We start from the raw sequence: 26,096 nt of genomic DNA, 5'->3' as shown, positions 1-26,096 counted from the left end.
GACTCTACGGCCGTGGCCCCCAGCACCGGCGTACTCGTCCTCGCAGCGACCCCCATCGGCCGGGTCGCCGACGCGCCACCCCGGCTCGCCGAGGAGCTCGCCACCGCCGACGTGGTCGCGGCCGAGGACACCCGGCGCCTGCGCCGCCTCACCGGCGACCTCGGCGTCACCGTGTCGGGCCGGGTCGTGTCGTACTTCGAGGGCAACGAGACCGCGCGGACGCCGGCCCTGCTGGAGGCCCTCCTGAACGGCGAGCGGGTGCTGCTCGTGACCGATGCCGGGATGCCGAGTGTGTCGGACCCGGGCTACCGGCTGGTCGCCGCCGCGGTCGAGCACGACGTGACCGTGACCGCGGTGCCGGGGCCTTCGGCGGTGCTGACCGCGCTGGCCGTGAGCGGGCTTCCGGTGGACCGGTTCTGCTTCGAGGGCTTCCTGCCCCGCAAGGCCGGCGAGCGGGCCCGCAGGCTCGGCGCCCTCGCGAGCGAGGAGCGCACGATGGTGTTCTTCGAGGCGCCGCACCGCACCGAGGCCGCCCTCGGCGCGATGGCCGAGGCGTTCGGGTCGGACCGGCCGGCGGCGGTCTGCCGCGAGCTGACCAAGACCCACGAGGAGGTACGCCGGGGGCCGGTCGGCGACCTGGTCACCTGGGCCGCCGACGGCGTGCGGGGCGAGGTCACCATCGTGGTGCAGGGCGCGGACCCGACTGCCGGGATCGCGACCGACCCGGACAGCCTCAGGGCAGCGGTCGCCGAGCTCGAGGCCGACGGCACCAGTCGCAAGGAGGCGATCGCGGAGGCGGCCAGGCGCGCCGGCGTACCGAAGCGTGAGGTCTACAACCTGGTGCACGGGGCAGGAGAGCGGGCATGAGCGAGCGGATCACGACCATCAGCAACGAGGGCCTGACCTTCGACGTCCTCGACGAGGGGCCGGAGGACGGCAGCCCCGTCGTGCTCCTGCACGGCTTCCCCGAGCGCAGCAGCACCTGGCGCGAGGTGGCCCCGATCCTGCACGCGGCGGGCCTGCGTACCTACGCGCTGGACCAGCGGGGCTACTCGCCGGGCGCCCGGCCGCGCCCGCGCTCGGCGTACAAGATGCACCATCTCGTGGGGGACGTCGCCGCGCTCGTCCAGCAGGTCGGCGCGCCGGTGCACCTGGTCGGCCACGACTGGGGCGCGGCGGTCGGATGGGCGGTGTCCGGCCGGTTCCCCGACCTGGTCAGCAGCTACACCGCGATCTCCGTGCCGCATCCGGCGGCGTTCGCCCGCGCGATGAAGGACCCGGCCCAGCGGCGCAAGTCGCGCTACATGGCGTTCTTCAACGTGCCGCTGATCCCCGAGCTCACGGCCCGCAGGGCCGGCGGGCGGTTCGACACGAGCATGGCCAGGGCCGGCATGACGCCCGAGGAGGTGGCGCGGTTCCGTCGCGAGATCGTCGAGTACGGCGCCCTGCCGCATGCGCTGGGCTGGTACCGCGCGCTGCCGCTGACGAGGCCGGGCACCACCGACTTCACCGTCACGGTCCCGACCACGCTGGTGTGGAGCACCCGCGACATCGCCATCGACCGGGTCGGCGTGGAGGGCACCGAGCGCTGGGTCGAGGCGCCGTACGACCTGGTCGTGCTCGACGGCGTGAGCCACTGGATCCCGACCCACGCGCCGCGGGAGTGCGCGGACGCGATCCTCGCGCGGGTCCGCGGGTGACCCGGCCGCCGGCGCCGGAGCCGCTGCCGCACCCGGTCGTCGACAACCACTGCCACCTCGACGTGGTCCGCTCGGGCGACGACGGCCTGCCGGTCGAGGAGGCGCTGGCGGCCGCGGCCGCCGTGGGCGTGACCCGGATCGTCCAGATCGGCTGCGACCTGCCCGGCGCCCGGTGGGCGGTCGAGGCCGCGCTGCGGTACGACGCCCTCGTCGCCGGCGTCGCGCTGCACCCCAACGAGGCGCCGCGGCTCGCCGACCTCGACGGCGCGATGGCGGTGATCGAGTCGCTGGCCGGTGCGCACGACAAGGTGCGCGCGGTGGGGGAGACCGGCCTCGACCACTTCCGCACCGGCGAGGAGGGGCGTGCCGTGCAGGTCGAGTCGTTCCGCCGGCACATCGACCTCGCCAAGCGGCTCGACAAGGCCCTGGTCATCCACGACCGCGACGCGCACGCCGAGGTGCTGCGTGTGCTCGACGAGGAGGGCGTGCCCGACCGCTGGGTGATGCACTGCTTCTCCGGCGACGCGGCGTTCGCCCGCCAGTGCCTGGACCGCGGCGCCTACCTGTCGTTCGCCGGGACCGTCACGTTCAAGAACGCCGAGCCGCTGCGCGAGGCGCTGGCCGTCACGCCCCGCGACCGGGTCCTCGTCGAGACCGACGCGCCGTACCTGACCCCGGTGCCGCACCGCGGCCGCACCAACGCGTCGTACCTCGTCCCGCTCACCATGCGCGCGATGGCCGAGGTGCGCGGCGACGACCTCGGCGAGCTGTGCGCCGCCGTCGACGCGAACACCGCGGTGGCGTTCGGTGGGGGTTGGGGCGACACGTCGGGTTTCACCGGCTGACCGGAGAAACCCGACGGACACGCCGAGGCCCCACGGCGTGTCCGTCGGTTTCAGCGGACAAGTACGTCGCACATGTGGCGGAAGATGCCAGTGAGGCCGGTGAGGCCGCCGCAGACAACAGGAAGCTCAGCGCGCCTCCGCGAGTACGGCGTCGCGGTCCTCGGGCAGCACGAAGCCGGCGGCGATGGCGGCGTCGGTGGCCGCGGTGTAGGCGGCGAGGTACTCCTCGTGCGACGACCAGATCGAGCGCGGCAGCGGCCGGGTGCTTCCGAACAGCCAGCAGATCGGCGGCCCGCCGGGGGCGGCGAAGCCGGACACCAGGTCGGCGGGTGCGTCCACGACCGGCGTCCGGACGCCGCCGCGCGCGTTGCCGACCTCGTCGAGCACCAACGACTCGCCGGAGACCTCGAGCAGCGGGGCGGACGGCGCCGACGGCCCGCCGCGCGCCCACGACTCCAGCCGGCGCAGCGCCGCCCGCACGACGTACACCTGCTGCCCGCGGTTGACCGGCTCCGGGCAGCCGAGGAACGGCTCGTGCCGTCCGATCTGGAACTTGTCGGCATGGGCCGTGCCCGCGACCTCCCAGGTCCGGAGCAGGTCGTCGTCGGGCTGCCGGCTGAGCACCGACCAGAGCGGCCCGAACAGGTCGGTCTCGGTCTGGAGCACGATGACCGGCGCCGTCAGGTCGCGGAAGAGCACCGGTCCGTGCTCGACGACGTCGTCGAGGCTGGCGCCGCGCCCGGGCACGCGGGCCGGCAGCCCGGCGTGGTCGCGGCTGTGCACGAGGAACCCGTCGAACGGGTGCTCGCGCACCGTGTCGAGATAGCTGGTCAGCCCCATCGCCGACTGCGACTCGCCCACCGCGAGCACGCAGTCCGACCCGAGATCCGCGGCCAGGCCGCGTGCGACCTGCGTGTAGAGGTCCAGGCAGTACGCGTCCCCCGGATGCGACAGGCTGCCGTAGCGCTCCGGGTCGAGGGCCGTCAGCCCGCGCGCCTCGAGCCCGCTCTCGACCGCCGGCGGTCCGCCGTGGACGCCGTTGAACTGCGCCGACACCCCCGCCCACGTGTGTCCCCGGCGCACGATCTCCTCGGCGAGGTAGTTCCAGTCAGGAGTGGCGTCCTGGCCGCCGCTGACATTGAGCCACTCCACCACCAGCGTGCCGCTGCCCTTGCCGGCCGGCCGGCGGACCGCCACCCGGGTCGCGTACGCCGCGGGCGGTTGGCTGGCGTACGAGAGGGCCGTCCCCGAGGCGCGAAGCTCCTCCTCGACGTACCCGCGCGCCGGAAGGTCTGGACCGGCGACCGGCGGGACCAGCGCGACGCCGTTCCCGCAGGTCAGCGCCGAGAAGTCGGCGCGAGCGGGTGCGGTCACGAGCGGACTTTACCGTCGAGATCCTGCTCACGTCCGGGCGAGATGTGGCAGGTTCGGCTTGCAATCGAGCGGAAAGGCTGGTGCGCTGGAACGACTTGAAGGCCGGGATCGGGACTGATTCCGCCAGTGCTGGTGGCCCACGGGCCCCGCAGAAGACACCCCCGAACGCATCGCCCCCCGCAGCCGCGGAAGCGCGCGTCCGGCGCGCTGGCACCCGAGGCCCGGGGAGTACGACGTTCGGAGAATCGTGCAGGACAGCAAGCCCACCAGGCTCAGCCGGATCGTCCGCAGCCGACCCCTCATGATCGCCCTCGCGGGCGTGGTGGTCCTGGCGGTCGCCGGCTCCACCTGGGGTTACAGCGCCCTCAGCAAGACCGTCACCCTCAGCCTCGACGGCAAGTCCGAGCGGGTGACCGCCTTCGGCGGCACGGTCGGCGACGTCCTGGAGGCGCAGGGGGTCGACGTCAGCAGCCGCGACGTGGTCGCCCCGAGCCTCGACGAGAAGGTCGAGGACGGCAGCAAGATCACCGTGCGGTTCGCCAAGCAGCTCCAGCTCGACGTGGACGGCAGCACCAAGACCTACTGGGTCACCGCCACCACCGTGTCCCGCGCACTCGACGAGATCGGCCGCAGCTACCGCGACGCCGACCTGTCGGTCAGCCGCGGCGGCAGCATCGACCGCGAGGGCATGACCCTCCAGGTGATCACCCCCAAGACGCTGCACGTGAAGCTCGGCGCCCACAGGATGGTCAAGAAGACCGTCACCGCCCTCACCGTCGAGGACGCCCTCGACGAGCTGGGGGTGCAGGTGGGCAAGCACGACGAGACCAAGCCGGCGCCGAAGCACACGCTCCAGGACGGCGACACGCTCGTCTTCACGAACGTCAAGATCGTCACGAAGCACGTCAAGGGCGAGGTCGTGGACTACCCGACCGTGGAGCAGGACGACTCCTCGATGTACGAGGGCCAGACCTCTGTCGCCCGCGACGGCAGCACCGGCCTGCGCGACGTGACCTACCGGATCGTCTACCGCAACGGCGAGGTCGCGGTGCGCAAGGTGCTGCACCAGCAGGTGCTGCGCCAGCCCGTCCCCGAGCTCGTCAAGGTTGGCACCAAGAAGCAGCAGGCGACGACCAACTTCGCCGGCGGGAGCACCGTCTGGGACGCGCTCGCGCGCTGCGAGTCGGGCGGCAACTGGGCCACCAACACCGGCAACGGCTACTACGGCGGCCTGCAGTTCAGCCTCGGCACCTGGCAGGCGTACGGCGGCTCCGGGCTGCCGAGCAACGCCAGCCGGGAGACCCAGATCGCGATCGCGACCAAGATCCGCGACGCGTCGGGCGGGTACGGCGCCTGGCCGGCCTGTGCCGCGTCGCTGGGGCTCCCGCGCTGACGGTTACCCTTCCGGACATGTCGACGTCCGCGGGCCCCCGTCTGCTGGGGCCCGCGGACGTTCGCGCGTTGGCGGCCCGTCTCGACCTGCGCCCGACCAAGCAGCGCGGGCAGAACTTCGTCATCGACGCGAACACGGTGCGCCGCATCGTCCGCGAGTCCGGGGTCGGCCCGGACGACGTCGTCGTCGAGGTCGGCCCGGGCCTGGGCTCGCTGACCCTGGCCCTGCTCGAGGTCGCCGGGCGGGTGGTCGCGATCGAGGTCGACGACAAGCTCGCCGGGCTGCTGCCCGAGACGATCGCCGACCACGCGCCGGCCCAGGCCGACCGCTTCGAGGTCGTGCGGGCCGACGCGATGCGCATCGAGGACGTGCCCGGCCCGCCACCGACCGCCCTGGTGGCGAACCTGCCCTACAACGTCTCGGTCCCCGTGCTGCTCCACCTGCTCGCCCTCCTGCCCAGCCTCGAGCGCGGCCTGGTGATGGTGCAGTCCGAGGTGGCCGACCGGCTGGCCGCGCCGCCGGGCTCCAAGGTGTACGGCGTGCCGTCGGTCAAGGCCGCCTGGTACGCCGAGGTGCGCCGGGCCGGCGCCATCGGCCGCAACGTGTTCTGGCCCGCGCCGAACGTCGACTCCGGGCTGGTCGCCTGGACCCGGCGCGAGCCGCCGGCCACCAGCGCGACCCGGCAGGAGGTGTTCGCGGTCGTCGACGCGGCGTTCGCGCACCGTCGCAAGGCGCTGCGCGGCGTGCTCCGCTCGCTCGCGTCCGGCGAGGCGGTCGACGCCGCGCTCGCGGCAGCCGGCATCGACCCGCTCGCGCGGGGCGAGTCGCTCGCGATCGACGACTTCGTGCGGATCGCGGAGGGGCTGACCGCCGCGTGAACGAGCTGACGGTCCGCGCGCCCGCGAAGGTCAACCTGCACCTCGGGGTCGGCGCCCCCCGCGAGGACGGCTACCACCCGCTGGTCACCGTCTACCAGGCGGTCGGGCTGTACGACGACCTCACCGCCCGCGCGGCGCCCGGCTGGGCGCTCGCGGTCGGCGTGCCCGACTGGATGGACGCGGCCGCCGTACCGACGGCGGGGGAGAACATCGTCGACCGGGCCGCGGACCTGCTCGCCGCGCACCACGGCATCGAGCGCACCGGCGAGCTGCACATCGCGAAGGCGATCCCCGTCGCCGGCGGGATGGCCGGCGGCTCCGCCGACGCCGCGGCCGCCCTCGTCGCGCTGGACCGGCTGTGGGAGGTGCGCACCTCCGACGAGGACCTGCTCGCGCTGGCCGCGCAGCTCGGCAGCGACGTGCCGTTCGCGCTGCTCGGCGGGACCGCGCTCGGCACCGGCCGCGGCGAGCTCGTCGACGCGGTCGAGGACCGCGGCACCTGGTGGTGGGTGGTCGTGCCCGCCGAGGTCGGCACGTCGACGCCGGAGGTGTACCGGCACTTCGACCGGATGTTCCCCGACGCGCCCACGGAGCCGGTGCCTGCCGACGCGTTGCTGACCGCGATCGCCGAGGGCGACACCTGGGCGCTCGCCGACGCGCTGCACAACGACCTGGAGGCCGCCGCCATCGACCTGCGCCCCGAGCTCGGCACGCTGATCGAGGCGGGGGAGGAGGCTGGGGCGCTCCGCGGCATCGTCTCCGGCTCCGGGCCGACCTGCGTGTTCCTCTGCGGGTCCGCCGACCACGCCCGATCCCTGGCCGCGGACCTCCAGGGCAGCGGCCACCCCGTCGTCCTCGCCGCCAACGGCCCGGTCGCCGGCGCCCACCTGGTGTCCTATGCCTAGGGGGCCGTGGTGACGGTCCCCAACCTGCTCAACCTGGAACGGGTGTCCAAGTCCTACGGCATCCGCCCGCTCCTCACGGACGTCTCGCTGGGCATCGCCGTGGGCGAGCGGATCGGCATCGTCGGCCGCAACGGCGACGGCAAGACCACGCTGCTCGAGGTGATGACCGGCCTCGAGGAGCCGGACACCGGGCGGGTGTCGATGCAGCGCGGGCTGCTGGTCGGCTACCTGCACCAGGGCGACCAGCTCGAGGACACGCACACCGTGCGCGAGGCGGTGCTCGGCGGCCGGTCCGACCACGAGTGGGCCGCCGACCCGCGCACCCGGGAGGTCGTCGACGTGCTGCTGGCCGGCGTCTCCCTGGACCGCGCGGTGGTCGGCCTCTCCGGTGGCGAGCGCCGCCGCTGCTCGCTGGCCGCGCTGCTGCTCGACGACCACGACCTGGTCGTGCTCGACGAGCCCACCAACCACCTCGACGTCGAGGCGGTCGCCTGGCTGGCCCAGCACCTGGCGAACCGCCCCTCCGCGCTGGCCGTCGTCACCCACGACCGGTGGTTCCTCGACGCCGTCTGCCAGTGGACGTGGGAGGTGCACGACGGCGTCGTCGACGCCTACGAGGGCGGGTACGCCGCGTTCGTGCTCGCCAAGGCCGAGCGCCAGCGCCAGGCCGCGGCCTCGGAGATCCGCCGGCAGAACCTGGTGCGCAAGGAGCTGGCCTGGCTGCGCCGGGGTCCGCCGGCCCGGACCTCGAAGCCGAAGTTCCGCATCGACGCGGCCAACCAGCTGATCGAGGACGTGCCGCCGCCGCGGGACCGGATGGAGCTCCAGCGCTTCGCGGCCCAGCGGCTCGGCAAGGACGTGATCGACGTCGAGGACGTCGACCTGTACCGCGGGGACCGGCAGCTGCTCGCGCACGCGACCTGGCGGCTCGGGCCGGGCGACCGGGTCGGCATCGTCGGCGTGAACGGCGCCGGCAAGACCTCGGTGCTCGCGATGCTGTCCGGCGAGCTCGCGCCGGCCGTCGGACGGGTCAAGCTCGGCCGCTCCGTCGCCCTCCAGCACCTCACCCAGCAGCTCGACGACCTCGACCCCGGGGGGCGGGTGCTGCCGACGGTCGAGTCGATCCGGCGCGTCACCCGCACGGCGGACGGCGAGATCACCGCGTCCGCGATGCTGGAGCGGTTCGGGTTCACCGGCGACCGGCTCACCGCACGCATCGGGGACCTCTCGGGCGGCGAGCGACGCCGGTTCCAGCTGCTCCGCCTGCTGCTCACCGAGCCGAACGTGCTGCTCCTCGACGAGCCCACCAACGACCTGGACATCGAGACGCTGAACGTCCTCGAGGACTTCCTCGACGGCTGGCCCGGCACGCTCGTCGTGGTCTCCCATGACCGGTACTTCCTCGAGCGGGTCACCGACTCGGTCTGGGCGCTGCTCGGCGACGGGCAGATCTCGATGCTGCCGCGCGGCGTCGACGAGTACCTCGAGCGCAGGGCCGCGGCGCTGCACCTGGAGATGACTCCGCCGACACCGCCGGAGCCGGCGCCCGCCGTATCCGTGAAGGTCAAGGCGGGCAGCGCCGAGGAGCGCAACGCCCGCAAGGTGCTGGCCCGGACCGACAAGCAGCTGGAGCGGATCGCCGAGCGCGAGGCGGCGCTCAACGCCGAGATCGCCGAGCACGCGCAGGACTACGTGCGGCTCGCGGAGCTGTCCGCCCAGCTGGACGAGCTGGCCGCCGAGAAGGAGGAGCTCGAGCTCGAGTGGCTCGAGGCCGCGGAGGTGCTCGAGTAGGTCAGCCGGCGAACGGCGACAACAGGGTCCGCAGCAGGCCGGCCAGGCGGGTGCGGTCGCGGTCCGGCAGGCCGGCGAGGAACCCCTGCTCGGCCGCGAGCAGCTCCTCGAAGGCGCGGTCGACGGTCGTCCGCCCCTCGGGGGTGAGCCGCACGAGCACGCCGCGGCGGTCGTGCGGGTCGGGCAGTCGCTCGACCAGGCCGCGGGCGGCGAGCCGGTCCACCCGGTTGGTCATCGTGCCGCTGGTCACCAGGGTCTCGCGCAGCAGCCGGCCCGGTGAGAGTTCGTACGGCGCGCCGGCCCGGCGCAGCGCGGCCAGCACGTCGAACTCCCACGACTCCACCTGCGCGGCCGTGAACGCGTCGCGGCGGGCCAGGTCCAGGTGCCGGGACAGCCGGCCGATCCGGCTGAACACCTCGACGGGCGCGAGGTCGAGGTCCGGGCGCTCGCGCGCCCACGCCTCGACCAGCTCGTCGACCTCGTCCCGCATGGCGGCAGCGTAGCGGATCCGTCGAGAATCTTGACATCAAGATAAATCGGACGCACGATGCTGCCATGAGCCACACCTGGGACCCCGAGCGCTACCTGGCCTTCGCCGACGAGCGGGGCCGCCCGTTCGTGGAGCTGGTGGCGCGGATCGGCGCCGCCGCGCCGCGCACCGTCGTCGACCTCGGCTGCGGACCCGGCAACCTGACAGCCCTGCTCGCGGACCGCTGGCCGGACGCCGAGGTCGCGGGCCTGGACTCCAGCCCCGAGATGATCGAGAAGGCCCGGGCGACCGGCGCGCGGGTGGGGTTCGACGTCGCCGACCTGCGCGACTGGGTGCCGTCCGCGCCCGTCGACGTCCTGGTGTCCAACGCGACCCTCCAGTGGGTGCCCGGCCACCTCGGGCTGCTGCCGCGGCTGGTGTCCGCGGTCGCGCCGCGTGGCTGGCTCGCCTTCCAGGTGCCGGGCAACTTCGACGAGCCGAGCCACACGATCCGCATCGAGCTGGCCGCGGAGGAGCCGTACGCCGCGCACACCGGCGGCGCCGCCGTGCCCTCGAGCCACGACCCCGCCGTCTACCTCGACGCGCTGGCCGGCCTCGGCTGCGCGGTCGACGCGTGGGAGACGACGTACCTCCACGTGCTCACCGGCCCGGACCCGGTCTTCACCTGGGTCTCCGGCACCGGCGCGCGGCCGACCCTCCAGGCGCTGCCCGAGGACCTGCGGCCGGCGTTCGAGACGGAGTTCCGGCGCCGGCTGGCCGCGGCGTACCCGCAGCAGGAGTACGGCGTCGTGCTGCCGTTCCGCCGGATCTTCGTCGTCGCGCAGGTGCCCGCATGAAGCTCCACCACGTCCAGCTGGCCTGCCCGCCCGGCGGCGAGGACGGCGCCCGGCGGTTCTGGGCCGAGGGCCTCGGCATGACCGAGGTCGACAAGCCGGTCGCGCTGGCCGGTCGCGGTGGCTGCTGGTTCCGCGCCGGGAGCGCGGAGGTCCACATCGGCGTCGAGGAGCCGTTCGCGCCCGCGCGCAAGGCCCACCCGGCGCTGCTGGTCGAGGACCTGGACGCGGTCGCCGCGCGGTTGGCGGCGCTCGGGTTCGACGTCGACCGGCGCGAGCGGCACACGTTCCCCGGGTTCGAGCGGTGCCACGTGCTCGACGCGCACGGCAACCGCGTCGAGCTGCTCGAATCGGCTTCCTGAGCGGCGCCGCCGCGCTAGCGTCGGGCCGCCTCCGGTCAGGGGCAGCCGAGCCCCGGAGGGTCCCCATGTCTTCTGCCCGGACGTCGACCCGGCTGCTGGTCGCCGGCCTGTCCCTGGCGCTCGGCGCCGCCGTCGGTCCGCCCGCGGCGACCGCCGGTGACCCCGCCCGCCCCGGCCACGCGGCGTACCGCGACCAGGTGCGCGCGCTGATGGATCACATGACCCTCCGGCAGAAGGTCGGGCAGCTGTTCGTCATCGAGGTGGCCGGTCGCGACGCCACCCTGGTGAGCGACGCGGCAATGGCCGTCAACCAGCAGCTGTACGGCGTCGACACGCCCGCCCAGGTGATCGCCAAGTACCGTCCGGGCGGCGTCATCTACTACACGGTCCGCAACAGCGACGACAACATCGGCGACCCCGCACAGGTGGCCACCCTGTCCAACGGCCTCCAGACCGCCGCGCTCGCGCAGCCGCGGCACGTCCCGCTCCAGATCTCGGTCGACCAGGAGGGCGGCTCGATGGTCGCCCGGTTCGGCGCGCCCGCGACCCAGCTGCCCGGCAACATGGCGCTCGGCGCGGGCCGGTCGGTGGTCGACGCCCGGCAGTCGGCGAAGGTCATCGGCGCCGAGCTGGCCGCGGTCGGGGTGACCCAGGACTACGCACCGGTCTCCGACGTCAACATCAACCCGAACAACCCCGTGATCGGGATCCGCTCCATCGGTGGCGACCCCGGCCTGGTGTCCGACCTGGCGGCGGCGCAGGTCAAGGGCTACCACGCCGGCGGGGTCTCCGCGGTCGCGAAGCACTTCCCGGGGCACGGCGACACCGGCGTGGACAGCCACTTCGGGCTGCCCGAGGTGACCCACACCCTGGCGCAGATCCACCAGATCGACCTGCCGCCGTTCGAGGCGGACATCGCCGCCGGCGTCGACACGATCGTGACCGCGCACGTCGTGATGCCGGCGATCGACCCGGGCGTGCCGGCGACGATGTCGCACCGGATCCTCACCGGGCTGCTGCGCCACGCGCTCGGGTTCGACGGGCTGATCGTCACCGACGCCCTCGACATGGCGGGCGCGACCGCGACGTACCCGCCCGACGTGGCGCCGGTGAAGGCGATCCTCGCCGGCGCCGACCAGCTCCTGGTCCCGCCGCAGATGGACACGGCGTACGCCGCGGTCCTCGCCGCCGCCCGCAGTGGCCAGATCAGCACGCACCGCCTCGACGCGTCGGTGTACCGGATCCTGCTGCACAAGTTCCGGCGCGGGCTCTTCGCGGACCCGTTCGTCGACCCGGTCACGGCGCCCGACGTCATGGGCGCGCCCGCGCACCTCGCCGTCGCCCAGGCGATCACGGACCGCACCACCACGCTGGTCAAGAACGACGCCGGGCTGCTGCCGCTCGCCACCGGCCCGCGCGACGTGCTGGTCACCGGCTGGGGCGTGACCACGACCGCGACGATGGCGACCTCGCTCGCCGCGCGCGGTGCGACCACGCAGGTCCTCCAGACCGGCACCACCCCGGCGAAGGCCGACATCGACGACGCGGTGGCGGCCGCGCGGGACGCCGACCTGGTCGTCGTGTCGACCAACAACGCCTACAACGTGGACGCGACGACCGGCCAGCCGACGGCGGCCGCCGCTGCCCAGACCCAGCTCGTGCGGGCGCTGCTCGCGACCGGGACCCCGGTCGTGGTCGCCGCGATGCGCAACCCCTACGACGTCGCCTCGTTCCCCGCGGCGCCGACCGTGGTCGACACCTACGGCTACACCGCGGACCAGGTCGAGTCGCTGGTGCGGGTGCTCTTCGGCGAGGTGGACCCGGCCGGCCGGCTGCCGGTCACGATCCCCGGCCCGGACGGCACCGGCGAGCTGTTCGAGTTCGGCCACGGCCTGGGCTACTGACCGGTCAGGTTACTGACCGGTAATGTGTCCGGCATGAGCCAGGTCCTCATCCTCTGGAACAAGGCGAGCGGGCTGCCGCTGGGCGGCCGGGTCTTCTCGCTGCTGTTCGCCCGGAAGGCGCCGTACTTCGCCACGATCCGCCCGCGGTTCACGGTCCTCGAGCCGAACCACGTCGAGCTGGTGATCCCGAAGCGGCGCCGGGTCCACAACCACCTCGGGACCGTGCACGCGATCGCGCTGTGCAACGGCCTCGAGGCCGCGATGGGCGCGCTCGCCGAGGCGAGCATCCCGCCCGACAGGCGGTGGATCCCGAAGGGGATGGAGGTCGCCTACACGGCCAAGGCCACCGGCGACGTCACCTGCATCGCCGAGACCGCCGCGGAGCAGTGGACCTCGCCGGACCCCGACCTCCCGGTCCGCGTCCGCGGCGAGCTCGCGGACGGGACGCGGGTGATCGAGGGCGTCATCCGGCTGTGGGTCACGAGCCGCCGCTAGTGCGGTCGCGCAGCCAGTGCCAGGCGAGCGCGCCGATCCACAGCTCGTAGGCGAGGCTGCTCAGCGCCAGCACGGGGAACGCCGCGCCGGCCACCAGGGTCAGCGTGCCGGCGGCGCTCGCGATCGCGATCGCGACGCCGGTCCGCTGCAGCCACGGCGAGTCGCCGGCCAGCCGCAGCCCGAGCACCAGGGCGAGCAGCAGGAAGATGCGGGGGAGCGCCGAGAACGCGAGCGCGTACGGCGCCGCCCCGTCCCACCCGGCGAGGATCCGGACGTCGGCGCCGGTCTCGGCGGTGTCGAGCGCGACGTCGTGCAGCACGCCGGCGAACGGCCAGATCAACGTCAGCAGCGTGCCCGCGGCGACTGCGACGGTCGCCAGCACACCGGTCGCGTCGACCCGGCGGAGCCGCACGTGGATCGCGCCGAGGAAGCCGAGCAGCAGCACCCCGGCGAGCATGAAGACGTAGTTGCCGACCCGGTAGGTGTCGGCGGCGTCGAGGACGCGTTGTCCCCGCTCGAGCGCGGGATCGCCCGGCGAGCCTGCGTGGGGCAGGACGAAGATCGCCATGCACACCATCACGGCGAGCTGGCAGATCGTGAAGGCGACGCCGCACCAGGTGCTGATGCGGGTCACGTCGGGGCCGGCGACGGGGGTCTGTTCCCGGTCGCGGGGAGTGTCGAGAAGTGTCATGCCGGGACCGTACGAACGGCCGCTGTCCCGTCGCATCGACCGCTGGGCGGCTCTCCGGCTCAGCCCCAGGGCTGAGGACCGCGGGGTCCTCCGGGCCCTACGCTGCCCGCGTGACACCGACTCCGGGCCGCCTCGGCATGGACCGCACGGACGCCGTCCTCGCGGCCGTGTTCGTCGTGCTGGGCTTCGCGCAGGTGACGCTCTGGCCGATCGCCGACTCGGTCCTGGGCCAGGTCTACGTGCTGGGCACCACGCTGCCGCTGGCCTGGCGCCGCACTCGTCCGCTCGCGGCCGCGCTGACGTCGACGGTCCTGTGGGCCGTGCCGACCGACGGCTTCCCGGTGCTCGGGTACGTCGTGGTGGTCCTGCAGTTCTTCGCGCTCGGGTCCTGGGGCCGGCCGCGTCGCGCGGTGGTCGCCCTGACGGCGTGGGCCTCGGTCGTGACCGCTGTGGTGACGCTGCTCGGGCCGGAGGCGCCGTTCGCGGCGATCGGGGCGGTGATCGCGGTGGTGGCGCCGGTCCTCGCCGGGCAGCTCGCCGCGCACCAGCGGGCCCAGAACGCCGAACTGGCCCGGCTCGCCGGGCGGCTGCGCTTCGAGCAGGAGCGGGCCGAGGAGTCCGCGGTCGAGGTCGAGCGCGCCCGGATCGCGCAGGAGCTCCACGACGTGCTCGGGCACGAGGTCACGCTGATCGCGGTGCAGGCCGAGGCGGCCGCCGCCGCCCTCCGGGTCGCGCCCGAGCGCGCGGTCGAGCCGGTCGAGGCGATCCGGGTGACCGCGCACCGCACGCTGGCGGAGATCAGGGGCGTGCTCGACGTCCTGTCGGCGGACGAGGACGTGCGGGCGGCGTACGACGACCTCGACGAGGTGTCCCGTCGGGCCGGCGCGGCCGGGATCGCCAACACCCTCACCCAGCGCGGTGCGCCGGTCGCGGGCCAGGAGCAGGTCCGGCTCGCGGTGAACCGGATCGTCCGGGAGTGCCTCACGAACGCCGGGCGGCACGCACCCGGTGCGCCCGTCGACCTCGAGGTCTCCTGGGACGAGCACGAGGTGCGGGTGGGTGCGGCGAACCCGACGGGGCTCGCCGCCGTCCCCGCGCCGGGTCGTGGCCTGACCGGCATGCGGCACCGGGCCGAGCTGCTCGGCGGCTCGTTCGACGCGGCGGTGTGCGACGGCCGGTTCACCGTGCGCGTGGTGCTGCCGCGATGACGCGCGTGCTGCTGGTCGACGACCAGGACCTGGTCCGGCAGGGGCTGCGCCTCATCCTCGAGCTCGCCGGGATGGAGGTCGTGGCGGAGGCGCGCGACGGCGAGGAGGGCGTCGCCGCGGCCGTCGCGTGCATGCCGGACGTCGTGCTCATGGACCTGCGGATGCCGGGCGTCGACGGCATCGAGGCGACCCGTCGGATCACCGCGACGCAGGCCGCCCGGGTGATCGCGCTGACGACGTTCGACGTCGACGAGCACGTCGTCGAGGCCCTGCGCGCCGGTGCGGTCGGCTTCCTGCTCAAGGACGCGACCGCGGACGCGCTCGTCGACGCCGTACGCCGGGCCGCGGCGGGCGAGCCGGTCGTCGCCCCAGCGGTGCTGGAGCGGCTGATGGCCAACTTCGCCACCCGCCCGCCGGTCACCGCGGTGGCGCCGCCCGGCTTCGCCGACCTCAGCGAGCGGGAGCGCGAGGTGCTGGCGATGATCGGTGCCGGCCGGTCCAACGCGGAGATCGCGGCCGCACTGGTGATCAGCATGGCGACGGTGAAGACCCACGTGCGCCACATCTTCGCCAAGCTGGACCTGCGCGACCGCGCCCAGGCCGTCGTGGTCGCCCGCGAGGCGGGGCTCAGCTGACGAAGATCGGGTTGGTCAGCGCGACCATCGGGTCGTTGAACAGCGGACCCTGCCGGATCTCCACGCGGACGAACGGCGTACCGCCCGCGACGTCGGCGACCAGGGTGATCGCGCCGCCGTCCGCCGTCGCGGTGGCCAGCGGCGTCTTCGTCCCCTGCGGGCCGACGAGCCGCGCGGTGCAGCCGTCGACGCCGGTGGCGTCGAGGTGGACGGCGACGTGCTGGCCGGCGCCGCTGGGCACCCGGTCGCCGCACTCACCGCTCACGTCGTCGAGCGTGGCGGTGAAGTGCAGGTCGACCGCCGACGACCCGGCGATCCAGGAGTGCCCGCCCCGGTAGCCCGCGACGAGTGCCTCGGTCGACAGTGACTCGGCGCGGACCACGGTCTGGGCGAGCCCGATCGTCTGGCTCTGCTTGTGGGTGTCGGAGTTGCCGACCGCCGGGACGAACGTGCCGGTCGTGAGCAGCTGGTGCCAGCGGGTGAGCGCCTGCTCGTCGAAGCCGTCCCACGGCCCGTTCCATACCTCGACGGCGTCCATGCCGGCCCAGTCGGTGCCGAAGTCCCACCGGATCGAGGGCACTGGGATGTAGGGGTGGGCGACGATCGCGAGACCGCTGAGGTCGTGCACCTGCTGGACGAACCCGGCCAGCGCGCCGTCCTCTGGGCGGTAGCGCCAGTCGATCCAGGTCCCGGCCGGGAGCCCGGTCGCCAGCCAGTGCCCGGCGCGGGTGGTGACCTCCTCGCCGCAGACCACCAGGAAGTCGTCCGGCACGTAGCGACCCCACGTCCCGGTCGCGGAGCTGGTGTTGTGCTCCGAGGTGCCGATGAAGTCGAGGCCCGCGGCCTTGGCGTACCCGATCACGTCGCGCTGGGTCTGGGCGCCGTCGGAGTGGACGGTGTGCACGTGCAGGTCGCCGCGGTACCAGCCGGTGCGGGTGCCCTCGACGCCGGTCGGCGCCGGGGACGGGTCGAAGCGCTCGCCCTTCCTGCCGAAGTGCAGCGTGACGGTGACCTCGTAGTCGACGTCGGTCACGATCTGGTACGGCCCGAGGGCGATCCGCCAGCGGCCCGAGCGGATCGGACCGGGCAGGTAGCCCGGCGTCGCCCAGGTCCGGCTGATCCGGAACTCCGTGCGGGCCCCGCCCGACCACCCGCGGAAGCCGTCGGCGTTCCCCAGGCCGGTGCCGGACTCGTCGAAGATGCCGATGTCGACGACGTTCTTGCTGTAGCCGAGGTGGGTGTCGATCGGCGGCGGGTACGAGTAGGACACCTGGATCTGCCGCACCCCGCTCGGCACCTGGAACGGCAGGTAGACCCAGTCCTCGGTGGTGCCGGCGGTGAACGTCCCGCGGAACCTCTTGGTCACCTTCGCCCCGGCTTCGGCGGGCTCGAAGGTGAGGACGGCGGCGGTGGTCGCGAGGCCGGCGCCGGCGAGGAGCAGGGCGCGGCGGTCGAGGTGCAGGTTGCTCATGTCGGGTCCAAGGATGGACTACCGACGGGCGCGGTGTACTGCGAACCCGGTCACCAGCGCCAGCGCGACCGCACCGGACGTACGCCGGCCCATCCGGGCGCGGTTGCTCTGGCTGCTCATCGTCGAGCGGTTGCTCTGGTGGGACATCAGCGACAGGTTGCTCTGGTACGACAGCGCCGAGCCCGTCGACATCCAGGAGCCGATCGAGAACGCCGACAGCGCGGAGCCGATGCTGGCCAGCGAGGCGACGGAGCCGATGCTGCCGACGGAGAGGATCGAGCCGGTCGAGCAGATCGAGAGGATCGAGTTCTGCGAGCGCCAGGAGAGCACGGCGTCAGCGTAGTCGGGACCGGCCGTCACCCGCTCCAGGCAGCTGCTCGGTTGGGCCCGGCCGGACGTCCCGCCGTACCCTGTGCGGGTCATGACACGCACCTACGAGGTCCGCACCTACGGGTGCCAGATGAACGTCCACGACTCCGAGCGGCTCTCCGGGCTGCTGGAGGACGCGGGCTACCTCCCGTTCGACCGGGAGAGCGTCCCCGAGGGCGAGCAGGCCGACGTGGTCGTGTTCAACACCTGCGCGGTGCGCGAGAACGCCGACAACAAGCTCTACGGCAACCTCTCCCACCTGGCACCGGTGAAGGCCGCGAAGCCGGGCATGCAGATCGCCGTCGGCGGCTGCCTGGCGCAGAAGGACCGCTCCACGATCACCGCGAGGGCGCCGTACGTCGACGTCGTCTTCGGCACCCACAACATCGGGTCGCTGCCGGTCCTCCTCGAGCGCGCTCGCGTGCAGGAGGAGGCGCAGGTCGAGATCCTCGAGTCGCTCGAGGTCTTCCCGTCGACCCTGCCGACCAAGCGCGACTCGGCGTACGCCGCCTGGGTGTCGATCTCGGTCGGGTGCAACAACACCTGCACCTTCTGCATCGTCCCGAGCCTGCGCGGCAAGGAGAAGGACCGCCGGCCCGGTGAGATCCTCGCCGAGATCGAGGCGCTGGTCGCCGAGGGCGTCTCGGAGGTCACGCTGCTCGGGCAGAACGTCAACGCGTACGGCGTGGAGTTCGGCGACCGCCGGGCGTTCTCGAAGCTGCTCCGCTCGTGCGGCTCGATCGAGGGGCTCGAGCGGGTGCGGTTCACGTCCCCGCACCCAGCGGAGTTCACCGACGACGTCATCGAGGCGATGGCCGAGACGCCGAACGTGATGCCCCAGCTGCACATGCCGCTCCAGTCGGGCTCGGACCGGGTGCTGCGCGAGATGCGGCGCTCCTACCGGCAGCGGAAGTTCCTCGGCATCATCGAGCGGGTCCGCGCCGCGATGCCGGACGCGGCGATCACCACCGACATCATCGTGGGCTTCCCCGGCGAGACCGAGGAGGACTTCCAGGAGACGCTGCACGTCGTGCGCGAGGCGCGGTTCTCGGGGGCGTTCACGTTCCAGTACTCCAAGCGGCCCGGTACCCCGGCCGCCGTGCTCGCCGACCAGGTCCCGCCGGCGGTCGTCAGGGACCGCTACGAGCGGCTGGTCGCCGTCGTGAACCAGATCGCCTGGGAGGAGAACAAGGCGCTCGTCGGCCGCCGCGTCGAGCTGATGGTCGCCGAGGGCGAGGGACGCAAGGACGCCGCCACGCACCGCCTCTCCGGCCGCGGCCCCGACAACCGGCTCGTGCACTTCGCCCCGCCGGCCGGCGTCCAGGTGCGCCCGGGCGACCTGGTCACCGTCGAGGTCACCCGGGCCGCCCCGCACCACCTGGTCGCGGACACCTTCGTCTCCGCGCGCCGGACCCGCTCGGGCGACGCCTGGGAGGCACGCACCGCCGCGCCCGGGTCGTCCGGTGTCGCGCTCGGCATGCCGGGCCTCGGCGTACCCGCACCGCTGCCGGACGCCCCCGCCTGCCGCTGAGGGTCCGTCGGGATCCCCGGTTAGCCGGGGATCCCGGCGCATGTGGGGCATTGCAACGCCCGAGAAGTGCAGGGAGTGCCCGTGAAGCGCGACCGGTCAGACCTCGTCGTCGTCCCGCGGGTCCTTCGAGGAGTAGCCCGCCTTGGGCGGGAGCCCCTCCGGGTTGTCCTCGGGGTTGCCGACCGACTGCTCCGGCGGCGCGTCGTCGGACGGGACCTCGGCACGCGCGACGTCGCGGAGCCCGTCGGTGGCCTCCTGGCCTGGGCCGGCGTGGCCGACCCGCTCGCTGCTGGCGCCGAGGTCGCCGGCCGCCCGGGAGGGTCCGCTGGAGTTCGGGGTCGAGGACTGCAGCTCCTCGTCGGAGTCGTCGCGGCCGGTCATGCCGGCGACTCCTTCTCCGGCTGGTCGTCCTCGCCGTCATCGCTGCGGGTGGCCTCGGTGGAGGTGTCCTCGCCCTCTTTGACCGACTCCTTCAGCGGGTCGGGGGCCTCCTCGATGGCGGGGTTCTCCTCGGGGGAGAGGTCGGGCACCGTGGGCCGGCCCTCGTCCGGAGGGATGGCGTCGACCCCGCCCGGGTTGGGCTCGCCGGGCTCGATCTCGGGGTCGGGCAGGGGTCCGAGGTCAGACATCAGTGCTCCTTGAAGCCGAACGTCGAGTACGCCGCCGACGTACCCGTTCGCAGCCCCTCCAACACGGCCAGCTCGTGGGGGACGACCGGGTCCGGCAGCGCGTCGAGCCGGGCCCACCGCAGCCCGCCCGACTTCTCGGGCTCGACGACCCGCGGCTCTCCCGACCACGACCGGGCCGTGAAGAAGAAGTCGATCCGCTCGTCGATCGGCTCGCCGCCCTGGGTGCGCTGCATCGCGGTCACGAAGCACAGCGCGAGGTCACCCACGCCGATCTCCTCGAGCGCCTCGCGGTGGGCGGCGTCGTACGCCGTCTCGCCCTGCTCGACGTGGCCGGCCGCGGCCGCGGCCCAGTGGTCGTCCATGTACCCGGTGTTCCGGCGGAGCTGGAGCAGCACCTCGGTGTCCGGGCCGGAGCCGCGCAGCAGGAAGACGTACGACGCAGGGACGACCACGAAGCGGCCGTGCGTCACTCGGGCACCTCGGTCTCCTCGGGATCATCGGGGTCCTCCAGGTCGTGGGGCGTCAGCTCCGCCTCACCCTCGGTGCCGTAGACCGTCCCGGTGTCCTCCGAGACCGGCGACTCCTCCTCCTCGGGCAGCGGATCCTCGTGGAAGTCGAACTCGCTCATCACTCACCTCCCGCGTCGTCCGACGGCTCGTCGAGCGACGTCTCGGCATTCTCCTCCTGGCCCTCCCGCGGCGGACCCTGCGGATCGCGCTCGTCGTGGTGGGGCTCGGGCGGCGTCGGGCTCTCGCTCATGCTTGTCACACTAACCACATGCCGCCGACGCCCAGCACCCCGATCGTGGCCGTGGTCGGGGCCACCGCGTCCGGCAAGACCGGTCTGTCCCTCGACCTCGCCGAGCGGCTCGGTGGCGAGGTCGTGAACACCGACGCCATGCAGGTCTACCGCGGCATGGACATCGGCACGGCGAAGCTCCCGGTCGCCGAGCGGCGCGGGATCGCGCACCACCTGCTGGACACCCTCACCGTCCGCGACCCGGCGACGGTCGCGGAGTTCCAGGGCTGGGCCCGCGCCGAGATCGACGAGATCCGCGGTCGTGGGCGCACGCCGGTGCTGGTCGGCGGCTCGGCGCTCTACACGCGGGCGATCCTGGACCGGTTCGAGTTCCCGGGCACCGACCACGCGGTCCGGCGGCGCCTCGAGGACGAGCTCGCCGACGTCGGCCCGGTCGCGCTCCACGAGCGGCTGCGCGCGGTCGACCCCGAGGCCGCGGACCGGATCCTGGCCGAGAACGGCCGCCGCGTCGTGCGCGCCCTCGAGGTCGTCGAGATCACCGGGCGGCCGTTCACCGCGTCGCTGCCGACCCTGGAGTACGCCGACCCGTGCACCGTCCAGATCGGGGTCGACATCGACCGGCCCACGCTCGACGCGCGGATCGAGGCGAGGGTCGAGACCATGTTCGAGTCCGGGCTCGTCGTCGAGGTCGAGCGCCTGCTGGCCGACGGTCTCGCGGAGGGCCGGACCGCCGGCCGCGCGATCGGCTACCGCGAGGTCGCGGCGTACCTCGCCGGCGAGATCTCGCTCGACGAGGCCCGGGATCGCACGGTCACGGCCACCCGGCGCTTCTCGCGTCGTCAGGACTCGTGGTTCCGCAAGGACCCCCGCGTGGTGTGGATCCGGTACGACGACCCCGACCTGGTCGAGAAGAGCCTGAGCAAGATCGGTCGGGCGCCGGAGGGCCGGCCGACGCCAGACTGAGCCCATGACCGGACGCGACCGACTCCGCGAGCTGCTCGACGCGGTGCTCGAGGAGGAGCACCGCAGCCTCGACGACATGGCCGGTGGCGCGTACACCTCGCCGTTCCACTTCACCCGCCGGCTCTCCCGCGAGGCCGGGGAGCCGCCGGTCGCGATGCGGCGGCGGGTGATGCTCGAGCGCGCCGCCTGGCAGCTGAGCCACGGCGAGAGCGTCACCGACGCGGCGTTCGCCGCCGGCTACGACTCCGTCGAGGGGTTCAGCCGCGCGTTCGCCCGCGCCTACGGACACGTGCCCAGCCAGCAACGGACGCAGCCGCGAGCAGGCAGCCACTGGCTGCCCGCACCGAACGGCATCCACTTCCACCCGCCCACCTCGCTGTGGGTCCACTCCGGGGAGCGCACCATGAGCCAGCCGATGGACCTGATGGTCCACCACGACCTCGACGACACCCGGGCGCTGCTGGACCTGGCCAAGCAGCTGCCCGACGAGGCGTACCGACGCCAGGTGCGCCCGGTGCTCTCCTGGGAGGGCGACGAGACGACGCTCGCGCGCGTCCTCGAGCGACAGGTCAGCACCCTGGAGGTGTGGCTGGCGGCCATCCTCGGCGAGGAGTTCCCGCCGGAGCGCCCGGACGACCCCGGGGCCCTGATCGCCCGGCACGACGAGGTCGCGCCGCGCTGGCTGGAGATGGTCCGCGACGTCGACCGGCGCGATGCCTGGGACGACCGGGTCGTCGACGCGCTCTGCGAGCCGCCGGAGAGCTTCGTGCTCGGGAGCATCGTCGCCCACGTCCTCACCTATTCCGCCCACCGCCGGCTCGGCGCCCGAGCGATGCTCGCCGAGCTCGGCGTCGAGGTCGACGAGGGCGACCCGATCAACTGGCTGCGGCGGCGGGGAGGTGCGGAGTGAAGACCGTCTACTACACGGCGAGCTCGCTCGACGGCTTCATCGCCGACCCGGACAACTCCCTCGGTTGGCTGCTGAGCCGCGACATCGACGAGCACGGGCCGATGAACTACGGCGAGTTCCGGGCGACCGTCGGCGCCTGTGCCCTCGGCGCCACGACGTACCGGTGGATCCTCGACAACGACCCGAACGGCTGGGACTTCACCCTGCCCGCCTGGGTCTTCACGCACCGCGAGCTCCCACCGCAGGAGGGGGTCACCTTCACGGCGGAGGACGTGCGCACCGTGCACGCCGCCATGGTCGAGGCAGCGGCAGGCAAGGACGTGTGGCTCATCGGCGGTGGTGACCTGGTGGGGCAGTTCTCCGACGCGGGCCTGCTCGACGAGGTGTGGGTGCAGTACGCGCCCCTGGCGCTCGGCGGCGGCGCGCCCTTGCTCACGCGGAGGGTCGAGATGCGGCTCGAGGAGCACGCCCGGAACCGCGAGTTCCTGTGCGCGCGGTACACCGTTTCCAGGCCGGGCTGACCGGGCACCGGGCGGTATGCGCCGTCTCGGGATCGTCGTACCGCTCGCCCTCCTCGCCACCGCCCTCGCCGCGCCCGCGCAGGCGACGCCGCCCAAGCACCCGACCGCCCGCGGGTACGGCGGTGCCGTCACCTCCGTCGACCCCGATGCCTCCGCGATCGGCCTCGAGGTGCTGAAGGCCGGCGGCAACGCCGTCGACGCCGCGGTCGCGACCGCCGCCGCCCTCGGCGTCACGGAGCCGTTCAGCAGCGGCATCGGCGGAGGCGGCTACTTCGTCTACTACGACGCGAAGACCCGCGAGGTCCACACCATCGACGGCCGCGAGACCGCGCCGGCCGCGATGCCGCACGACGCGTTCATCGACCCGAAGACCGGCAAGCCGTACGGCTTCTCGCCCGCCCGCGTCACCAGCGGCGTCTCCGTCGGCGTGCCCGGCTCGCTCGCGACCTGGCAGCGCGCGCTGAGGGAGTGGGGCACCCGCTCGCTCGCCCGCTCCCTCGCCCCCGCGGAGGCACTGGCCCGCCGGGGCTTCCGCGTGGATCCGACCTTCCATGGCCAGGTGGTCCAGAACCGGCGCCGGTTCGATGCCTTCGTGCCGACGAGGAGGCTCTACCTGCCGCACGGCCGGGCGCCGCGGGTCGGCTCGACGTTCCGCAACCCCGACCTGGCGCGCACCTACGACCTGATCGCCCACCGCGGCACGCGCGCGCTGTACGACGCGCGGCTGACGAGCGAGGTCGTGCACGCGGTTCGCAGGCCGCCGACGACGAAGGACACGACGCTGCCGGTCCCGAGGGGCTTCATGCGACGCAGCGACCTCACCGGCTACCGGCCGGTCGACCGGGCGCCAACCCGGGTCGGGTACCGCGGCCTCCACGTCTACGGCATGGCGCCCTCCTCGTCCGGCGGCTCGACGGTCGGGGAGGCGCTCAACATCCTCGACCGCTACCCGCTCGGGTCGATGACCAGGGCCCGCGCGCTGCACCTCTACCTCGAGGCCAGCGCGCTGGCGTTCGCCGACCGGAGCGCGTACGTCGGCGACCCGGCCCAGGTCGACGTACCGCTGAAGGACCTGCTCTCGCAGAAGTACGCCGACGAGCGCGCCTGCCGGATCAGGGTCGGCCGGGCGTTCCCGACGCCGGTCGAGGCGGGCGACGTCTCGTCGTACGACGGCCGCTGCGGCGCCGGCCGCGGGACCGCGACGTCCGCCGGGGACACCGAGAACGTCGAGACCACGAACCTCACGGTCGCCGACCGGTGGGGCAACGTCGTCGAGTACACCCTCACCATCGAGCAGACCGGCGGCTCGGGGATCGTGGTGCCCGGACGCGGCTTCCTGCTCAACAACGAGCTCACGGACTTCACCGCCGTCTACGACGACGCCGACCCGAACCGGATCGAGCCCGGCAAGCGCCCGCGCAGCTCGATGTCGCCGACCCTCGTGCTGCACCGGAATGGCAGGCCTGTGCTCGCGGTCGGCTCGCCCGGCGGCTCGACGATCATCACGACGGTGCTGCAGATCCTGGTGAACCGGCTCGACCTCGGCATGACCCTGCCGCAGGCGATCGCCGCCCCGCGCGCGACCCAGCGCAACACGGAGGACGACCTCGCCGAGCCGGCGTTCCTGCGGCGGTACGGCCACGCCCTGAAGAGGCTGGGCCACCACGTCGACAAGTACCAGGACATCTTCACCGGGACGACCGAGATCGGTGCCGCGACCGGCATCGAGTTCGGTCCCGGCGGGCTGCTGACGGTCGCCGCCGAGCCACGGCGGCGCGGGGGTGGCGCTGCGACCGTCGTCACACCGCAGCGTTGAGCGCAGGCGGGGCTGCGGCCGCCGGTACCGTGGTGGGGTGACGACCGCCGCCGCCTGGACCGAGCTCACCACCGTCGAGGAGCTCGTCGACCTGCTGGGCGAGCCGAACGCCCGTGCCCGCGACAAGGGCCGCACCGCGCTGCTCGACGTCGACCGGGCCTGGCTCGCGGCCACGCCGTTCTGCGTGCTCGCCACCGCATCCGCCGACGGCCGCTGCGACGCCTCCCCGAAGGGTGACCCCGCCGGCTCGCTCGTGCACGTCGTCGACGACACCACGATCGCGCTCGCCGAGCGGCCCGGCAACAGGCGCGCGGACGGCTACCGGAACATCCTGGACAACCCGTACGTCGGCCTGGACTTCTTCATCCCCGGCCGCGGCGACACCCTGCGCGTCAACGGCCGCGCCCGGCTGGTCGGCGCCGCGCCGTTCTTCGACGAGATGGTCGTCAAGGGACACCGGCCGGTCCTCGCCGTCGTCGTGGACATCGAGGAGGTCTTCTTCCACTGCGCGAAGGCCTTCCTCCGGTCCGGCCTGTGGAAGCCGGAGACCTGGGACCCGAACGGCGTCGTCCCGCGTCGCGCGGTGATCGCGCGTGACGTCGAGCCGAGCGGCATGACCCTGGAGCAGCTCGACGAGTACTACAGGCCCGAGAACTACGAGAAGGGCATGTATGCCTGACTACGAGTACCTGTTGGGGCACGGCACCGAGAACGACTTCGTGCTGCTGCCCGACCTCGACGGCACGGTCCACGGCGACCTGTCGCCGGAGCAGCTGGCGGAGCGGGTGCGGGCGCTCTGCGACCGCCGGGCCGGCATCGGCGGCGACGGCGTGCTGCGCGTGCTGCGCCAGGGCGACGGCTGGTTCATGGACTACCGCAACGCCGACGGCTCGCTGTCGGAGATGTGCGGCAACGGCATCCGCGTCTTCGCGCGCTACCTCGTCGACGCGGGCCTGGCCGACCCGGCGCGGCCGATCCCCGTCGACACCCGCGACGGCGTCAAGGTCCTCACGGTCGACGGCGACCTGATCACCGCCGACATGGGCACCCCGCAGGTGCTCGGGGAGACCAAGGTCGGCGTGGCCGGCCGGGCCTGGGTCGCGCGGCACGTCGACATGGGCAACCCGCACGCCGTCGCGTTCGTCGACGACCTCGCGGACGCCGGCCCGCTGCTGGAGGCGCCCGAGCACGACCCCGCGACGTACCCCCGGGGCGTCAACGTCGAGTTCGTCGTACGTCGGGGAGCCCGGCACCTCGCGATGCGCGTGCACGAGCGCGGCTCCGGCGAGACCCGGTCCTGCGGCACCGGCGCGTGTGCGGTCATGGTGGCCGCGGCCGTCGCCGACGGCGCCGAGCGCTCCGGCGCCTACCGCGTGGACGTCCCCGGCGGCACCCTCACCGTCACCTGGACCGACGACGACCGGGTGCTGCTCACCGGCCCCGCCCTCATCGTCGCGCGGGGCACCACCTCGCTCTGACGACACGTCGGGTTTCACCGGCTGACCGGAGAAACCCGCGCGACACGCCGCGGCCCACCGGCGTGTCCGTCGGGTTTCCCACGACAAGCACCCGCAGATCGTGACCCGACCGCGACAGTGCTGCTGTGAGCATGGTTATCCTCCG

Annotated in this window: 30 protein-coding genes; 20 read left to right on the top strand and 10 right to left on the bottom strand. The window is 73.6% G+C overall.

Going from position 1 to position 26,096, the window contains the following annotated elements; genetic code table 11:
* Positions 1 to 12: 12 nt before the first annotated feature.
* From rsmI to ACVW2K_RS22095, 3 genes are read left to right on the top strand one after another with little or no spacing between them, the layout of a single operon-like run.
* A complete protein-coding gene (gene rsmI, locus ACVW2K_RS22105) occupies positions 13 to 867 on the top strand; it encodes a 16S rRNA (cytidine(1402)-2'-O)-methyltransferase (RefSeq protein ID WP_457203999.1) in 855 nt (284 codons plus the stop codon).
* Positions 864 to 1,700 carry an alpha/beta fold hydrolase gene (locus tag ACVW2K_RS22100; protein WP_457203998.1) on the top strand — a complete coding sequence of 279 codons (837 nt, stop codon included), beginning with the start codon at positions 864 to 866 and terminating at the stop codon, positions 1,698 to 1,700. Before rsmI ends, ACVW2K_RS22100 begins: the two co-directional genes overlap by 4 nt.
* Entirely contained in the window at positions 1,697 to 2,545 is an 849-nt protein-coding gene (locus ACVW2K_RS22095) for a TatD family hydrolase (RefSeq protein ID WP_457203997.1), read from the top strand. The genes ACVW2K_RS22100 and ACVW2K_RS22095 overlap by 4 nt, the downstream gene beginning before the upstream one ends.
* A gap of 126 nt (positions 2,546 to 2,671) precedes the next feature.
* Here the strand turns inward: ACVW2K_RS22095 and ACVW2K_RS22090 are convergent, their stop codons facing one another.
* Positions 2,672 to 3,919, bottom strand: a complete 1,248-nt coding sequence (locus tag ACVW2K_RS22090) for an alpha/beta hydrolase domain-containing protein (protein ID WP_457203996.1) — start codon at positions 3,917 to 3,919, stop codon at positions 2,672 to 2,674.
* A gap of 247 nt (positions 3,920 to 4,166) precedes the next feature.
* Between ACVW2K_RS22090 and ACVW2K_RS22085 the strand changes: the two genes are divergently transcribed.
* Genes ACVW2K_RS22085 through ACVW2K_RS22070 form a run of 4 tightly spaced genes read left to right on the top strand, consistent with a single transcriptional unit; the run spans position 4,167 to position 8,886 of the window.
* The gene (locus ACVW2K_RS22085) at positions 4,167 to 5,312 is read left to right on the top strand and encodes a ubiquitin-like domain-containing protein (RefSeq protein ID WP_457203995.1); all 1,146 of its coding nucleotides are present in this window, start codon (positions 4,167 to 4,169) and stop codon (positions 5,310 to 5,312) included.
* Positions 5,313 to 5,329: 17 nt separating this feature from the next.
* Complete coding sequence (rsmA, locus tag ACVW2K_RS22080) at positions 5,330 to 6,190, top strand: 16S rRNA (adenine(1518)-N(6)/adenine(1519)-N(6))-dimethyltransferase RsmA (RefSeq protein WP_457203994.1); 861 nt, start codon at positions 5,330 to 5,332, stop codon at positions 6,188 to 6,190.
* On the top strand, positions 6,187 to 7,095 hold the full coding sequence (locus ACVW2K_RS22075; protein ID WP_036570179.1) for a 4-(cytidine 5'-diphospho)-2-C-methyl-D-erythritol kinase: 909 nt from the start codon (positions 6,187 to 6,189) through the stop codon (positions 7,093 to 7,095). The genes rsmA and ACVW2K_RS22075 overlap by 4 nt, the downstream gene beginning before the upstream one ends.
* Before the next feature lie 9 nt (positions 7,096 to 7,104).
* Positions 7,105 to 8,886, top strand: coding sequence for an ABC-F family ATP-binding cassette domain-containing protein (locus ACVW2K_RS22070; protein ID WP_457203993.1), 1,782 nt, complete (start codon positions 7,105 to 7,107; stop codon positions 8,884 to 8,886).
* A gap of 1 nt (position 8,887) precedes the next feature.
* Here the strand turns inward: ACVW2K_RS22070 and ACVW2K_RS22065 are convergent, their stop codons facing one another.
* On the bottom strand, positions 8,888 to 9,376 hold the full coding sequence (locus ACVW2K_RS22065; protein ID WP_457203992.1) for a MarR family winged helix-turn-helix transcriptional regulator: 489 nt from the start codon (positions 9,374 to 9,376) through the stop codon (positions 8,888 to 8,890).
* A gap of 65 nt (positions 9,377 to 9,441) precedes the next feature.
* On the opposite strand from ACVW2K_RS22065, the gene ACVW2K_RS22060 reads away from it, so the two are divergent.
* The 4 genes from ACVW2K_RS22060 to ACVW2K_RS22045 all read left to right on the top strand — a co-directional run bounded on the left by ACVW2K_RS22060 (position 9,442) and on the right by ACVW2K_RS22045 (position 12,970).
* On the top strand, positions 9,442 to 10,212 hold the full coding sequence (locus ACVW2K_RS22060; protein WP_457203991.1) for a trans-aconitate 2-methyltransferase: 771 nt from the start codon (positions 9,442 to 9,444) through the stop codon (positions 10,210 to 10,212).
* Complete coding sequence (locus ACVW2K_RS22055) at positions 10,209 to 10,571, top strand: VOC family protein (RefSeq protein ID WP_028637425.1); 363 nt, start codon at positions 10,209 to 10,211, stop codon at positions 10,569 to 10,571. The genes ACVW2K_RS22060 and ACVW2K_RS22055 overlap by 4 nt, the downstream gene beginning before the upstream one ends.
* A gap of 65 nt (positions 10,572 to 10,636) precedes the next feature.
* A complete protein-coding gene (locus tag ACVW2K_RS22050; protein ID WP_457203990.1) occupies positions 10,637 to 12,475 on the top strand; it encodes a glycoside hydrolase family 3 protein in 1,839 nt (612 codons plus the stop codon).
* A gap of 33 nt (positions 12,476 to 12,508) precedes the next feature.
* Positions 12,509 to 12,970 (top strand): hotdog fold domain-containing protein, encoded by a 462-nt coding sequence (locus tag ACVW2K_RS22045; protein WP_457203989.1) that lies wholly within the window; start codon positions 12,509 to 12,511, stop codon positions 12,968 to 12,970.
* Here the strand turns inward: ACVW2K_RS22045 and ACVW2K_RS22040 are convergent.
* Positions 12,954 to 13,661, bottom strand: a complete 708-nt coding sequence (locus ACVW2K_RS22040; RefSeq protein WP_457203988.1) for a hypothetical protein — start codon at positions 13,659 to 13,661, stop codon at positions 12,954 to 12,956. The genes ACVW2K_RS22045 and ACVW2K_RS22040 overlap by 17 nt on opposite strands.
* Before the next feature lie 110 nt (positions 13,662 to 13,771).
* Between ACVW2K_RS22040 and ACVW2K_RS22035 the strand changes: the two genes are divergently transcribed.
* Both ACVW2K_RS22035 and ACVW2K_RS22030 read left to right on the top strand, forming a co-directional pair.
* Positions 13,772 to 14,869 (top strand): sensor histidine kinase, encoded by a 1,098-nt coding sequence (locus ACVW2K_RS22035; RefSeq protein ID WP_457203987.1) that lies wholly within the window; start codon positions 13,772 to 13,774, stop codon positions 14,867 to 14,869.
* Positions 14,866 to 15,504, top strand: a complete 639-nt coding sequence (locus tag ACVW2K_RS22030; RefSeq protein WP_457203986.1) for a response regulator — start codon at positions 14,866 to 14,868, stop codon at positions 15,502 to 15,504. The genes ACVW2K_RS22035 and ACVW2K_RS22030 overlap by 4 nt, the downstream gene beginning before the upstream one ends.
* Here ACVW2K_RS22030 and ACVW2K_RS22025 read toward each other — a convergent pair.
* Both ACVW2K_RS22025 and ACVW2K_RS22020 read right to left on the bottom strand, forming a co-directional pair.
* Entirely contained in the window at positions 15,497 to 16,975 is a 1,479-nt protein-coding gene (locus tag ACVW2K_RS22025; RefSeq protein ID WP_457203985.1) for a CehA/McbA family metallohydrolase, read from the bottom strand. The genes ACVW2K_RS22030 and ACVW2K_RS22025 overlap by 8 nt on opposite strands.
* Before the next feature lie 18 nt (positions 16,976 to 16,993).
* Positions 16,994 to 17,398 carry a hypothetical protein gene (locus tag ACVW2K_RS22020; protein ID WP_457203984.1) on the bottom strand — a complete coding sequence of 135 codons (405 nt, stop codon included), beginning with the start codon at positions 17,396 to 17,398 and terminating at the stop codon, positions 16,994 to 16,996.
* Between ACVW2K_RS22020 and miaB the strand changes: the two genes are divergently transcribed.
* Positions 17,397 to 18,875: a tRNA (N6-isopentenyl adenosine(37)-C2)-methylthiotransferase MiaB gene (miaB, locus tag ACVW2K_RS22015; RefSeq protein ID WP_457203983.1), complete on the top strand. Its 1,479-nt coding sequence runs from the start codon at positions 17,397 to 17,399 to the stop codon at positions 18,873 to 18,875. The two genes, ACVW2K_RS22020 and miaB, sit on opposite strands and share 2 nt — an antisense overlap.
* A gap of 96 nt (positions 18,876 to 18,971) precedes the next feature.
* Here the strand turns inward: miaB and ACVW2K_RS22010 are convergent, their stop codons facing one another.
* The 5 genes from ACVW2K_RS22010 to ACVW2K_RS21990 are packed head-to-tail and all read right to left on the bottom strand — an operon-like array spanning position 18,972 to position 20,263.
* On the bottom strand, positions 18,972 to 19,256 hold the full coding sequence (locus tag ACVW2K_RS22010) for a hypothetical protein (RefSeq protein ID WP_457203982.1): 285 nt from the start codon (positions 19,254 to 19,256) through the stop codon (positions 18,972 to 18,974).
* Complete coding sequence (locus ACVW2K_RS22005) at positions 19,253 to 19,504, bottom strand: hypothetical protein (protein ID WP_028637433.1); 252 nt, start codon at positions 19,502 to 19,504, stop codon at positions 19,253 to 19,255. Before ACVW2K_RS22005 ends, ACVW2K_RS22010 begins: the two co-directional genes overlap by 4 nt.
* Positions 19,504 to 19,974: an NUDIX domain-containing protein gene (locus ACVW2K_RS22000; RefSeq protein WP_457203981.1), complete on the bottom strand. Its 471-nt coding sequence runs from the start codon at positions 19,972 to 19,974 to the stop codon at positions 19,504 to 19,506. Before ACVW2K_RS22000 ends, ACVW2K_RS22005 begins: the two co-directional genes overlap by 1 nt.
* Complete coding sequence (locus ACVW2K_RS21995; protein WP_457203980.1) at positions 19,971 to 20,132, bottom strand: hypothetical protein; 162 nt, start codon at positions 20,130 to 20,132, stop codon at positions 19,971 to 19,973. Before ACVW2K_RS21995 ends, ACVW2K_RS22000 begins: the two co-directional genes overlap by 4 nt.
* Positions 20,132 to 20,263, bottom strand: coding sequence for a hypothetical protein (locus ACVW2K_RS21990; RefSeq protein WP_269320329.1), 132 nt, complete (start codon positions 20,261 to 20,263; stop codon positions 20,132 to 20,134). Before ACVW2K_RS21990 ends, ACVW2K_RS21995 begins: the two co-directional genes overlap by 1 nt.
* Positions 20,264 to 20,281: 18 nt before the next feature.
* Here ACVW2K_RS21990 and miaA point away from each other — a divergent pair, with 18 nt between their 5' ends.
* The 6 genes from miaA to dapF are packed head-to-tail and all read left to right on the top strand — an operon-like array spanning position 20,282 to position 25,951.
* The gene (gene miaA / locus ACVW2K_RS21985; RefSeq protein WP_457203979.1) at positions 20,282 to 21,226 is read left to right on the top strand and encodes a tRNA (adenosine(37)-N6)-dimethylallyltransferase MiaA; all 945 of its coding nucleotides are present in this window, start codon (positions 20,282 to 20,284) and stop codon (positions 21,224 to 21,226) included.
* A 4-nt stretch (positions 21,227 to 21,230) separates the two neighbouring features.
* Positions 21,231 to 22,136: a helix-turn-helix transcriptional regulator gene (locus ACVW2K_RS21980; RefSeq protein ID WP_457203978.1), complete on the top strand. Its 906-nt coding sequence runs from the start codon at positions 21,231 to 21,233 to the stop codon at positions 22,134 to 22,136.
* Entirely contained in the window at positions 22,133 to 22,657 is a 525-nt protein-coding gene (locus ACVW2K_RS21975) for a dihydrofolate reductase family protein (protein WP_457203977.1), read from the top strand. Before ACVW2K_RS21980 ends, ACVW2K_RS21975 begins: the two co-directional genes overlap by 4 nt.
* A gap of 16 nt (positions 22,658 to 22,673) precedes the next feature.
* The gene (gene ggt / locus ACVW2K_RS21970; RefSeq protein WP_457203976.1) at positions 22,674 to 24,473 is read left to right on the top strand and encodes a gamma-glutamyltransferase; all 1,800 of its coding nucleotides are present in this window, start codon (positions 22,674 to 22,676) and stop codon (positions 24,471 to 24,473) included.
* Positions 24,474 to 24,510: 37 nt separating this feature from the next.
* Positions 24,511 to 25,152 (top strand): MSMEG_1061 family FMN-dependent PPOX-type flavoprotein, encoded by a 642-nt coding sequence (locus ACVW2K_RS21965; RefSeq protein ID WP_457203975.1) that lies wholly within the window; start codon positions 24,511 to 24,513, stop codon positions 25,150 to 25,152.
* Positions 25,145 to 25,951 carry a diaminopimelate epimerase gene (dapF, locus tag ACVW2K_RS21960; protein ID WP_457203974.1) on the top strand — a complete coding sequence of 269 codons (807 nt, stop codon included), beginning with the start codon at positions 25,145 to 25,147 and terminating at the stop codon, positions 25,949 to 25,951. The genes ACVW2K_RS21965 and dapF overlap by 8 nt, the downstream gene beginning before the upstream one ends.
* Positions 25,952 to 26,096: the final 145 nt, after the last annotated feature.

This window comes from Nocardioides sp. HB32, from assembly GCF_054058995.1.
This window is presented reverse-complemented; position numbering and strand designations above follow the sequence as displayed.

Excerpts from the sequence above, each read along its gene's own strand:
- ACVW2K_RS22100 (WP_457203998.1), top strand. The coding sequence starts at position 864 with ATGAGCGAGCGGATCACGACCATCAGCAACGAGGGCCTGACCTTCGAC.
- rsmA (WP_457203994.1), top strand. The coding sequence starts at position 5,330 with ATGTCGACGTCCGCGGGCCCCCGTCTGCTGGGGCCCGCGGACGTTCGC.
- ACVW2K_RS22065 (WP_457203992.1), bottom strand. The coding sequence starts at position 9,376 with ATGCGGGACGAGGTCGACGAGCTGGTCGAGGCGTGGGCGCGCGAGCGC.
- ACVW2K_RS22060 (WP_457203991.1), top strand. The coding sequence starts at position 9,442 with ATGAGCCACACCTGGGACCCCGAGCGCTACCTGGCCTTCGCCGACGAG.
- ACVW2K_RS22055 (WP_028637425.1), top strand. The coding sequence starts at position 10,209 with ATGAAGCTCCACCACGTCCAGCTGGCCTGCCCGCCCGGCGGCGAGGAC.
- ACVW2K_RS22050 (WP_457203990.1), top strand. The coding sequence starts at position 10,637 with ATGTCTTCTGCCCGGACGTCGACCCGGCTGCTGGTCGCCGGCCTGTCC.
- ACVW2K_RS22045 (WP_457203989.1), top strand. The coding sequence starts at position 12,509 with ATGAGCCAGGTCCTCATCCTCTGGAACAAGGCGAGCGGGCTGCCGCTG.
- ACVW2K_RS22040 (WP_457203988.1), bottom strand. The coding sequence starts at position 13,661 with ATGACACTTCTCGACACTCCCCGCGACCGGGAACAGACCCCCGTCGCC.
- ACVW2K_RS22030 (WP_457203986.1), top strand. The coding sequence starts at position 14,866 with ATGACGCGCGTGCTGCTGGTCGACGACCAGGACCTGGTCCGGCAGGGG.
- ACVW2K_RS22025 (WP_457203985.1), bottom strand. The coding sequence starts at position 16,975 with ATGAGCAACCTGCACCTCGACCGCCGCGCCCTGCTCCTCGCCGGCGCC.
- miaB (WP_457203983.1), top strand. The coding sequence starts at position 17,397 with ATGACACGCACCTACGAGGTCCGCACCTACGGGTGCCAGATGAACGTC.
- ACVW2K_RS22020 (WP_457203984.1), bottom strand. The coding sequence starts at position 17,398 with ATGACCCGCACAGGGTACGGCGGGACGTCCGGCCGGGCCCAACCGAGC.
- ACVW2K_RS22010 (WP_457203982.1), bottom strand. The coding sequence starts at position 19,256 with ATGACCGGCCGCGACGACTCCGACGAGGAGCTGCAGTCCTCGACCCCG.
- ACVW2K_RS22005 (WP_028637433.1), bottom strand. The coding sequence starts at position 19,504 with ATGTCTGACCTCGGACCCCTGCCCGACCCCGAGATCGAGCCCGGCGAG.
- ACVW2K_RS21995 (WP_457203980.1), bottom strand. The coding sequence starts at position 20,132 with ATGAGCGAGTTCGACTTCCACGAGGATCCGCTGCCCGAGGAGGAGGAG.
- ACVW2K_RS21990 (WP_269320329.1), bottom strand. The coding sequence starts at position 20,263 with ATGAGCGAGAGCCCGACGCCGCCCGAGCCCCACCACGACGAGCGCGAT.
- miaA (WP_457203979.1), top strand. The coding sequence starts at position 20,282 with ATGCCGCCGACGCCCAGCACCCCGATCGTGGCCGTGGTCGGGGCCACC.
- ACVW2K_RS21980 (WP_457203978.1), top strand. The coding sequence starts at position 21,231 with ATGACCGGACGCGACCGACTCCGCGAGCTGCTCGACGCGGTGCTCGAG.
- ggt (WP_457203976.1), top strand. The coding sequence starts at position 22,674 with ATGCGCCGTCTCGGGATCGTCGTACCGCTCGCCCTCCTCGCCACCGCC.
- dapF (WP_457203974.1), top strand. The coding sequence starts at position 25,145 with ATGCCTGACTACGAGTACCTGTTGGGGCACGGCACCGAGAACGACTTC.